Annotated in this window: 7 protein-coding genes; all 7 read right to left on the reverse strand. The window is 39.4% G+C overall.

Translation table 11 applies throughout. The features are described 5' to 3' along the window. Positions 1 to 238, reverse strand: a 238-nt coding sequence (locus tag A8B35_RS21945) for a hypothetical protein (protein ID WP_139314982.1), incomplete at its 3' end; no start/stop codon positions are given. A gap of 2 nt (positions 239 to 240) precedes the next feature. After that, positions 241 to 765 carry a P-loop NTPase family protein gene (locus A8B35_RS21950; protein ID WP_068475685.1) on the reverse strand — a complete coding sequence of 175 codons (525 nt, stop codon included), beginning with the start codon at positions 763 to 765 and terminating at the stop codon, positions 241 to 243. A gap of 107 nt (positions 766 to 872) precedes the next feature. Next, the gene (locus A8B35_RS21955) at positions 873 to 1,715 is read right to left on the reverse strand and encodes a hypothetical protein (protein WP_068475687.1); all 843 of its coding nucleotides are present in this window, start codon (positions 1,713 to 1,715) and stop codon (positions 873 to 875) included. 33 nt (positions 1,716 to 1,748) lie between these two features. Then, a complete protein-coding gene (locus tag A8B35_RS21960; RefSeq protein WP_068475689.1) occupies positions 1,749 to 3,758 on the reverse strand; it encodes an LPD1 domain-containing protein in 2,010 nt (669 codons plus the stop codon). Further along, entirely contained in the window at positions 3,755 to 7,702 is a 3,948-nt protein-coding gene (locus A8B35_RS21965; protein ID WP_083634676.1) for a strawberry notch-like NTP hydrolase domain-containing protein, read from the reverse strand. The genes A8B35_RS21960 and A8B35_RS21965 overlap by 4 nt, the downstream gene beginning before the upstream one ends. Positions 7,703 to 7,708: 6 nt before the next feature. Next, the gene (locus A8B35_RS21970; RefSeq protein ID WP_068475694.1) at positions 7,709 to 9,052 is read right to left on the reverse strand and encodes an SAM-dependent methyltransferase; all 1,344 of its coding nucleotides are present in this window, start codon (positions 9,050 to 9,052) and stop codon (positions 7,709 to 7,711) included. An 8-nt stretch (positions 9,053 to 9,060) separates the two neighbouring features. Then, a partial coding sequence (locus A8B35_RS23465; RefSeq protein WP_171973256.1) for a hypothetical protein occupies positions 9,061 to 11,293 on the reverse strand: 2,233 nt, incomplete at its 5' end.

Here is an 11,293-nt window from a genome sequence, read left to right on the forward strand (position 1 = left end):
AACTATCCCTTAAATCGGATATGCGTTTGTGCAATACGGCAAACTTCCCTTCGCATAAATTCAGTTCTTTTGCCAAGTGTTTAATGTCCTTTTCAAGCAGGTCTGTTTTGGCTTCCACCGTTTCTTTGGTTGCATTTTTGGCCAATGCATTTCTAATGATGTAAGACAAAACACCCACTATTAATGAGCTAAAGGCAACAATGACTACCCAATAGAATTTAATGGTCATTTCTTCCATGATTAGAATATTTTAATGGTTTCATTACTGCCATTTGGAAAACGGTTTTTCTCCATGGTGGCTGATTGATTTTCGATGTGCATAATGGCATCGCAATCATGCTCCCAGTCGCTTCCGCCTTTTGATGTACCATCACGATTGGCTTTAAAGACTAGCACAAATGAAGTATTGGGGAATTGTCGCTTCAATGCCTTAAAATCATCAGGTTTAATACCTATAGTTTGGGTACTATCAAAGAATACCACATCGTATGCTCTAAACTGCTTCGGGTTATAATCTTCCACAAAATCGATGGGCTGTGTGATATTTAAACGCAATAACTTCTCTTGAAGTGAGGCTTTTACGCCTTCTTCGTTGGAAATATAAAGTACTTTAAGTTTGCTCTTCACCAGAACATCGGCCAGTAACATGGCTACGGAACTTTTTCCATTGAATCGCTTACCATAAATCATCAGGTAAAATGGACTGTAAGGTTGCCCGAGCAGTTTACCAAACTTACCGCCAATGCGTAAAGTTGAAAACTTCATTTGAGCCAATTCACTAGCTGATACCACTTGATCTGGCGAAACTGAGATAGACTGATTTACTGCCCTTGTTCTTGTACCACTACTTTTGGGCGATGCAGTAGTGGTATTTACTTTCCCAATCCGGCTATTCCTTTTAGGCCATTGAGTTGAACGCTTGTGACTAGCAATTTATCACTTTCCAGGTAATCGTTTAAATGCTTTTGTACCTTCTTAATCTGATCGTACTCCTTTTCAGATTGCTTTACTTTTCCATTCTTCAGGGAATTGGTAATTGTTGTCAACAAACGTTGTGCTTTCTCTTTAGTAATATTGCCGTACAGATTGATAAAACGTTTTATGAGTGCAACAGCTGGAGTAACACCATAATCGTCTACTATTCCCTTAAGTTTACTATATATTGAAAATGGAACTTCAAACTTACAGGTAGCATTCATCTCCTTATAGGTCTTAATCAAATCATTGCTGATACTTTTAATCTCAGAAGCATACTTACTTGTTTTTCGGATGGTTTTCTCTGTAGCTGCCTTTTGAATGACCCTATATAAAAGTGACACCTGACGTTCGGTAACGCTCTTGTTATGAAAATTTAGATATCGTCTAATTACCTTTATCTCCATGGGCATTAAATCCACTTCAATGGCTTTTCGTTGTGCTTGTTTGGGCTGCCGAGTCGTTTTACCTGCTGTTGTCTTTTTTTTTGGTGCTTTAGGTTTTGTGCTAACCTTTTTTGCAGGTGCTTTCTTTGGTGATGTACTCTTCTTAGGAGTATCTTTTAGATAAGGCTCCACAATCTTAAAGTGATTATCCAACATCTCTTTGATATCCTTATCCTCATTGTAGAAATCGGCAAATGAATCAAACTCCTTATGAGCTTCCTGGGCTACCTCTGGTAATTTCTTAAAATCAATGCTTTTAGTGGCTTCTTTGTAGTTCTTTATTGTAAGTTTCATATCTATCTGTATTACGTTTTAGTTCCTATTTTCCTACTTGGTTAGTGCTTGCTTTTGCTTAATTCGGATGGCTTTGGCTCTTATCTTAGCAAGTGCTAGTTTTCGATTTGTTCCTACAATTACACCTTTGTTTACACGGCCTTTCTCCGTCAAATCGATGTATTCATCTGCTCTTTGCTTGGTGAATGGCGTAAAGGACTTTAACTTAAATTGCACTTTTGCTGCTTCTATCAAATTGTCAAAACACTTATTGATGTAGGTGCGCTCTTTTCCTTGGGGGTAAACTAGATGGGCAAACATGCCTCCTGATACCAGGTAATTATTCTCTCGATTCTTTTCTTTCAGTTTATCGTAGATGTAGCATTCAAAGCTTCTGGCAAACAGTTCAGCCGTATTCTTCCAATACGAGCCTTGTTGTTTTGAATAGTGGTATAAGTAGCTATCGGTTGATTTTTTCTCATGGCTTTGTGCATCCGTAAAACTTATCAATGATTTGTCTTCATGATCGTATCCAAAACGTAACATACTCACCAGTGCAGCCATGCTTTTGTGAAATGGTGTCTGGGTGACTCCAGTTTCTATTATATATGCCAAGGTGCTTATGAAATAAGCCTTACGGAATGATTTCTTTGAATTGTTTAGATAAGTTCTATTTCGACCAAATTTCTCCAGTATTAAATCATAGGTAGTCTCTGATAATAGAGATAACCTACTCAAACCAAATTCATTCAAAAAGTGATCGAAAAAGTGTCCCCATTCGTGTGCCACAGAACCATCGCCATTGCGTTTAGTGAGGTTAATTAATTGTCGAGTTGGATAATAGGTTGCCATGGCTTTTCCTCCTCGTCCAAATGCTCCAAAACCAATGGCTAGTTTCTTATTTATACTTAAATCAATATCCAATATTTCGCATAGATCAACGATGGATGCCACAAAATGACGAATGTGCTCCTGGGCTTCATTATCCTTGACGTAGTTTCCTAGAGTTATCGATTTAAAATGCAGTTTATGAATAACGGTCTGTTCATCTGCTTGCTCTATAAATAAACCACCAGTGCGCTTAATATAGCTAAGCGGTGTGGCTTCTATTTTTGGCTTTGTATTACCTTCTGATTTATTGGCTCTTTTGGTATCTCCCCATGACCAATCAGGTTTGAATTCTTTGTAAGGGAAAAGCTCCTTTTTGGTATTAAATTCCCTTTTGTAATCATTGATAAAGCGAGTACAAACCGATTCTACATACTTCACGTATTCCGGAATGCTATTCATGCTTGATAGCATACCACCTCTAAAAGTCAGGTCGCTGTATTTATGACTGCGTAAATCTGCGGATGAGATAATCTGTTTTGCTGAATCAATGCACTTCTGTTGCTTTTCAATGAGCTTATCGTAATAGGTTTTTAGGTTCTTGTAAAGAGGTGCAGCTGTTTCTTTGCTTACACCTGAATACTGACGAGCCTCAATAAGTGTTTTCTTTGCCACACCTACACCACTCGAATAGCCGTAAAGCACACTCACGATATTCCTTAACTTTTTACCAAAAAGCATTGTAAAATCAGTTCTTGGAACAATTTGTTCGTTTGTTGCTATGGTATATAGCTTCTTCAAATCATCAATAACAATGGCCTCACTTAGTACCTCATGGATTGCTTCTGCCATTTTCACGTACTGTGCTCTCGATTCTTTTGTATTTAGATAAGGCTTTGCTGGATATGCCTGGCGAATCTTCGATTTCAAAAAGGCACAGCCTGAGTCCGTTCCATTTTCTTTCTCCAATTGCGCATCAATCTTAGGGAAAACCTTATCCTTCTTGATTAATTCAATGGCAGTTGCTTCATCCTGTTCTATATTATTTAAATCCTTACTGCCTATGAGTTTGCTATACATGGCTTGCTCTTTACGAGAGCCATGCACACGCTTTCCGGCATCTTTAAAGGCACGGTTCTTTTGCTTGTCCTGCAAGGCTTTTTCCACATCATCATCAATGCCTTTGAGCTCCGCAAAACGATCAGTACGTAAGGTGATTTTTGTATTTCGGCTCATAGTAGTGTTTTAATTTTAGGATGCATACCAAGTCCAGCTACATTGCTCATCTGCTTTTGCATAATAAGAATGGCTTTAGCCCGAAGCTTCACAAGCTTCAATTGCTTTCCTGTATCAAGCTTTACCTTTTTGCCTTTAGTTGCTGATTGTTTTTGTTTGGCCAGCTTTTGAGGGAAGGCCTTTTTATCCGTTTCAAACATCTGCATGGCCTCTTTGGTAAGGCTGTCGATACTATCGCTTCGTTTTGAGCCACTCTTTAAAAACTCCTCAAAATAATGACGAGGTACTTTTACCGATAGGCTGAATCGTTCTCCCAATAATTTGATCAATTTGGGCATCTTTTCTGTGCTCACCGATGCCTTCATATTGCCCGAAATCATCTCAAAACCATCTCGTGTGTTCTGTAATAGCTTCAGCACTTCCTTATCCGTATAAATAGGGATGTGGCTCTTTGTTTTGGGCATGATGATTTTGAAGGTATCATCGAAATGGCGAGTAATTGTAATCTTATTCTCTGTAGTAATACTGGCGCTACTTCTAAGGCTTAGAATGTGCTTTTGAAGCTTGGCTATGGGTGCAACTACGTAACTATTGGCTTTGTTATCGGCATTCTCTGGCGACCATGCTTCTGACATTAAAATGCCTTTCTGAACACCTTTACCTTTGGTTGTAAAGCTCACGAGCTTACCCGAAAAGTCGGCAGAACCTTGCAGTATATTTCCTGTAACAATGTATCTGGTTTGTCGGTCCAGGGTAAAGTCTTTTATCGCTTCATCCCATCTATCAATTAGATTTTCCTTTTGGGAAGTCGATAACTGAAAACTTCGTGCCTGGATTCGTTCAATTTCTTTGGCCGTATCTCCTGAACAGGCCAATACAATGTATTTACGACTATCGGCTATGGCAAAGCGAAGCTTTACAGCTGATGGTGCATAGGGATTGTTGCGTTTAGCATTGATATCGAAACCCAAGAATATACAATAGGAATTATCGCTACTATCACTCTCAAAACTAAGCGCTGGATAAAAATATCCATGCCCGACTTGAAAGAAGCGGAAGAATCCATTTAAATATGATTTTCGGTTCTCGCTTTGCGTTTGAATTCGGGTAGTCTCTAGACTTTTGGCTTGTATAATTTCATCTTCTCTGTCGGTGATATATTGCATGCGTTGATGCTTCTCAAAGACAGGTATTTTCTGATATCCTTTTTCTTCGGAAATGCCATCCAATAGTTCTTTATACTTAAGTTCTAAAGCATTGATATCCGTTTTTAGCTTATGCTCTACATACTTGTCATGTACCTTAATTATTCCATCTGTAATCGAGTCTGGGTGCTGATTAGCAAGTTGCTTCTTAATCAGTTTATCAAGTTCTGTTTTGGTGTATGGTTTCTTCAATACATTACACTCACATTTTTCTAAAAAGGTATCATTACCGAAAACAGAACGCCCTCCTTTACCAGCAATCACAACGTTTTTTTCTTTGGATGCTGCCTTTAGGTTCAGCACTTCGACTTCTAAATCGTATTCATCCGATTGTTTGAGGTAGTCGATATAATCGTTATAGCGCTCTATCACTTCGCCATAGAACTTCTCTTGTTCCTTAACCGAGAGCACAGCCACACGTCCTGTAACCTTTGAGGCATCTCCTTCGGAGGGTGTTTCATCACTTTCTTTGCCTTCAAATTTGAGTGGATTATCCAAGGCTTTGTTGAGCTCCGGATTCTCCATCATATATTGGCGTACCACCTTATCACCATACTTATTGAGGAAGTCATCTGATTCCAATTGTGATTTACTGCTCTTTTGGTTCGATGTGGTATTGGCATCCAATGATTTCAGCTTCTTTTTAAGCATCATCATAAAACGCTTTTGAGCAGGTATGGATGAAATAATGTAATCGTAAATAGGCTTGAGTATTTGCCCAGTTCGGTTGATGCGACCTCGTTTCTGAATCTCTGTATTGATATTCAGTTCTGGTTGTAGAATCACCATCACACGTTGCTTAACCTTTTCTGTAGGGACTTTATCTGTAATAATAGCATGTGCTGAAGCACCTGTTGATCCGCTTTGATTGATCAATAGACAATCGATCTCATTGTCGTTGTATTGACGAAATAAATCGGCTGTATTTTCCTTTTTACGTTTAAGTACTAGTGCTGTTGTATTCTTGGCTTTAGTGGAATTGTATTGTACCGATAGCTTACGTCCTGTGACTTCGCCAACACTAAAACCTGCTTCTTTTATCTTTTGGATAATTAAATCCAATGGACTAATGGTAATACCTGTAGAAGCCACTTCAATACGTTTGATGATATCGCGATAAGCCAACTGAGCATCCTCAGAAAGATCAGATACATTAAAAGTTTTACCTTCTGTTTCTCCATCAATATCTTTTTCGGTGTAGCGCAATACTGAATCCAATCCTTTCTCTAGTACGGTTGAAAAGTCGCCATTAATCACATCATCAGGCTTGGCCATAGCTTCCAAGAAACTTCCCATAGTAGAGGCAAATGCAATAATGGGTTTTTTGCCTTCCTTTAATCGTTTGATGGCATGATCGGCCACATCGGAGGCGTTTAAGCTGAATAACAGTTGATTAATTACATTAAAAACCTTGGAGAAGTATGGGATATTATCCACGCCAGCTTTACTGGTTCCCTTTCTTGTTTCCACTTCCTTTCCCTCTGCTGCAGCAATTTGATCCAATTCATCAACTTGCTTGTTGATGTACTTCTCCTGAAAGCCGATTATATCACGAATGATAGAAGTTACCTTATCGGCAATATCAGCCTGTTCTTTGGCTTTTTCCTTTAATTCGATATAATTGACTTCTACACCTTCGAAAGAACGTTCTCGCCTAATCATTTGTCCCTCTGATACCAATTGAGCTGCTAGTATTTCTTGCAGTGCCACACCACCTTTTGTGATGGCTTCCACCAAATCCTCCTTGCTCATATTGGCATCACTCATGGATGTTTTTTGAGCATAGATGGGCATGTTATCAGGTCGTTTGGCAAAGGTGGCAGATAGAAAGCAAACGCCTTTGGTTTGTCGCAATACATCTTGCATAAACTCGCCAGTATTGGAACTTCCCGAAGCATTATGGGCTTCATCCATTATGATGATGTTATTCTTGGATGTTGCGTATAGAAACTGCTGTTTGCCGGGTTTCTTGGGTTGATTGAATTGAGAATAGGTCGCACAAACAAAATTGTAGTTTTTCGGGATGCTTTTATCCTTTATGATGCGTTCCTGCGTTGGTTTTTCTGGGGCTTTATAAATGATATCGCCATTCTTATTCTTGATATTGGTTTTGCTTTCCTTGGCATTGACGATAAAGGGTACTAATGCGGAACTGCCTATATCCGATAGATCACGATATAAGTCTGTAAACAGATTGGGTTTTTCAGATAGGAATATGGGTTGTAAGCCGACTTTCACGCCATAGCGTATTAAAGCTGCTGCCGTTCTTCCTTTTCCAATACCTGTTTGATCACCCACGATGATGCCTTGCTTGCGACTTTCGATATTATAGATGGCTAAGGATACTGCATCGATTTGCTCGCACGAAAGAGATTTAACCAAATCCTCATTCTCGTAATCGAGTTTTTCAGCTACAAAATCAAAGAGTGGCATGCCTATGCTTTTTTTGATTTTTCGGATGGCGATATGCATTTCGTGTCCCATGGAATCCGGAACAGTAGTGTCCAGGATAAATCCTTTCTCGGCTGCAGGAATATAAGCCATACCTAAACCTTGCACACCCAACATACCTTGCAAGTACTCATGTTCGTTTTGAGCGAGCTTTTTAGTACGAATAAAGGTCTTGTTGTCCTTGGTCTGAAAACCCAATTCCAGTAGTCGTGATTCGACGTGATTTTTCGGCTTACTGGTGAAGCGAACGGTGATGCTATTCTTAGTGAATTTTATGCTTGATTTCATAGGGCGTTATTTTGAATGAGGTTTTAGAAGTCGAGGATAGCGCTCTTGTAAAAGGTGAAAAATGTGATTCAAGATGTCGGTATCTGGTAATGATCGTTGACCTGTTTCTGGTATAAAAATCGACTTGTTATTCCATGTAATTACAAAGCGGGCTGTTTCAAAATTCCATTGATCCTCTCGTGCATATTTCAGTGAGAAATGTGAGACTACATCCCCATATTTATTGGGGTTCTCAAACTGATTCTTCACATCATAAACTCCTTTTAGGCTATTTAAATGGGTTAAAACGTCAAAATGCAGCACTTCGTAGCTTTGGGGTTCAAGCAATTGATTCAATTGCTTTTGTTTAATACGAATGGCTTTTATTTTAACCAGAACAATACTCTTCTTATTTATTTTGGAGGCTTGAGACGACTTCTGAAGCTTTACTCTTTTCCAAAGTTCTTCGTGGCTATTTACGATAGTATTATGCAACTCATTTTTCAGTGGAACTGCACCTCCAGGCTTCAATTTAGCACCATCAACAAGTATCAATCTGGTGTTAAAGGACGTCCCTTGTCGGGAGTATAATCTTTTACCGTTGATCGGAATAATGTCCTCCACATTGTAAAAATGATAGAGGTAATTTAGAAAGATGCGATTGTTGCCAGCAGACACTCTGCCATGTTTATCCCATGAGGTATGACCACCTATAATGATGGCTGCTTTTCCATCATCTCTCATGCATCTGAGGGCATTTAATGCCATGGCATGTTCCAAGCGTTTGATCTTAAATTTGCCAAAAAGTATGGCTTCTGAAAGCGTTCCAAAAGGTGGATTGGTCAGCACTCCTTCAAACTTTTTATTGTAAGCAAAAGGCGGTTTTAAGGCATCCCAACTACTTACTTTGGCAAAGGGTTGTTCCTTTAAATTTTCTAGTCGAATATCATCCAACTCATTCACAAAAGTCTTACGATATGGAAGTGCAATGGTCAATAATCCATTGCCAGCTGATGGTTCTAAATACAGTGCTTCTTGTTTAGGATTTCGTACATAACTCGATGCCAGAAACGAAATGGGTGCAGGTGTAGAATATTGCTGCATCAACACGCTCATGCTGGTGCGCATAGATAGGTTAACTTGTGATTGGTAAAGAGCTACAATAGCAAGATACTTTTCGTAAGTATTGAGCGAAGCATCATGTGCGATCTCTCTTGCATTAAGAACTATGGCCAACTCGGTGTATTCTTTCACCAAATTTTTATTGGTGATACCAAAAACCTTGGCAATCTTCTCAATAGTGGTTTTAGAGTGCTTATGTGCATTGCGCAAATCCTCACGAATTCTCGATATGTAGCCCTTTTTATCCATTCCAATGCTTATTGAAGTGTAATGGTTTTATCGCTATCATCCTTAAATGTGAGTTTCAGATTATTGCCGGCAACATCTACTGAAAAGCTGTCTACATCTGCTTCCACAAAATTCTTCATGAAGTTTATCTGAAAAATCAATAGTTCTGTTAGTTTAGTTTCCCAATCTTCACCAGATAGAATGCCTGAATCGGCATAGATTTCGACGAACTTTTTAAGAAAGTCCGGTATATTTTGAAGATTGCTATTCCAATCTGCGCCTGCAGTTGCATTTTCTTCGATACCTGAAAGCTTATCTTCATCGGGTTCAGGATAGCTACGCTTGGCTGTATTGGCCTCAATGGCTGTGGCTTGATCTTCGCTTATGGTGACAGGTTTGTTACTCAAATTCGAATTCCAATCAGCTCCAGCAGTGGCGTTTTCTTCAATACCAGATAACTTGTTTTCATCCGTTTGTGGATAACTACGCTTAGCTGTATTGGCCTCAATAGCTGTGGCTTGATCCTCGGATATGGTAGTTGGTTTATTACTCAAATTGGAATTCCAGTCCGCTCCAGCAGTCGCATTTTCCTCGATACCTGAAAGCTTATCTTTATCTATTTGTGGATAGCTATTTTTTTGACTATTACTTTCTACCGCAGCAGCTTGTTCCGGGCTTATGGTAACAGGTTTATTCTGTAAATTTGTTTCCCAATCAGCGCCAGCAGTAGCGTTTTCTTCAATACCAGATAACTTGTTTTCATCAGTTTCGGGATAAGTACGTTTTGCTGTATTGTCCTCAATAGCTGTAGCTTGAACTTCACTTATGGTAGTCGGTTTATTGCTCACATTCGCCTGCCAATCGGCACCAGCAGTGGCATTTTCCTCAATGCCTGAAAGCTTGTCTTCATCCCTTTCAGGATAAGAACGTTTAGCTGTATTAGCCTCAATCGCTGAGGCTTGATCTTCTGATATGGTAGTGGGTTTATTACTCACATTCACCTCCCAATCAGCTCCAACAGTGGCATTTTCTTCGATACCTGATAACTTGTTTTCATCAGTTTCAGGATAAGTACGCTTTGCCGTATTAGCCTCAATAGCTGTAGCTTGATCTTCAGATATGGTAGTGGGTTTATTGCTCAAATTGGAATTCCAATCTGCACCAACAGTAGCATTTTCTTCAATGCCTGAAAGCTTATCTTGATCTGTTTGTGGGTAGCTATTCTTTTGAGAATTACTTTCTATCGCAGCGGCTTGTTCTGGGCTTATGGTTACAGGTTTGTTCTGTAAATTTGTTTCCCAATCAGCACCAATAGTGGCATTTTCTTCAATTCCTGAGAGCTTATCTTCATCCGTTTGAGAATAACTACGTTTGGCTGTATTCGCCTCAATGGCTGAGGCTTGATCTTCGCTTATGGTAGTCGGTTTATTGCTCAAGTTTTCATTCCAATCGGCTCCTGCAGTGGCATTCTCTTCAATGGTTGCCAACTTATCTGCATCTGCTTGGGGATAGCTACTCTTTCTATTATTGGCTTCAATGGCTGTGGCTTGTTCTGAAGTAATGGTATTGGGTTTGTTCTCAAGAGCCTCAAAATCATTACTTAGATTCATATCATTTTCCAGTTGTGACAATTTAGTTGGCACAGCTATGTCGATATTTCCATCAGGGTTGGTCACAAAACCTCCATGCACCTCTATCCCACCATTGGGTAGATATACAGGGCTTTTCTCTGCAATGAGAAGGTCTTCCACATTACCTGCTATTATCATCCCTCCACTTAAGGAATTCACAATGGTTTTTGGTCGAAATTCTGGCGATGATTTGGAACGGGCAATATTGATGAATGATCCCACAGAGGCCTTATCGAGTATAGAATCCTCAACATCTCTATTCATCTTAAAATAGGTATCTGAGAATACTATTTTATTGTAAGATCTATCAAACACACAAGACTGATTGACCTTGGCATCAAAGCAACAATCATCAATGTTTGTGGTGCTATTTAGGTATGCTATCGCGCCGTTCTCTTGGTCAGAATATTCAAATCGGATATCAGAGAAATTAATGGCACTATTGTAGATCTCAATAGCTTTATCACTCTGAAAAACAACTGGCTTCACATAGGTTCCCAATGCCCCATCAACCTTGTTACTTAAGGATTGGATGTTAATCTGATACGAGAAATCACGCAAGACCAGGAAGGTTCCTAGATCATTGATATACGTTCCATCTTCAAACATGATATCGATACTGGCCTTCTCG

The organism is Saccharicrinis aurantiacus (assembly GCF_001660705.2).
Lineage (GTDB): Bacteria > Bacteroidota > Bacteroidia > Bacteroidales > Marinilabiliaceae > Saccharicrinis > Saccharicrinis aurantiacus.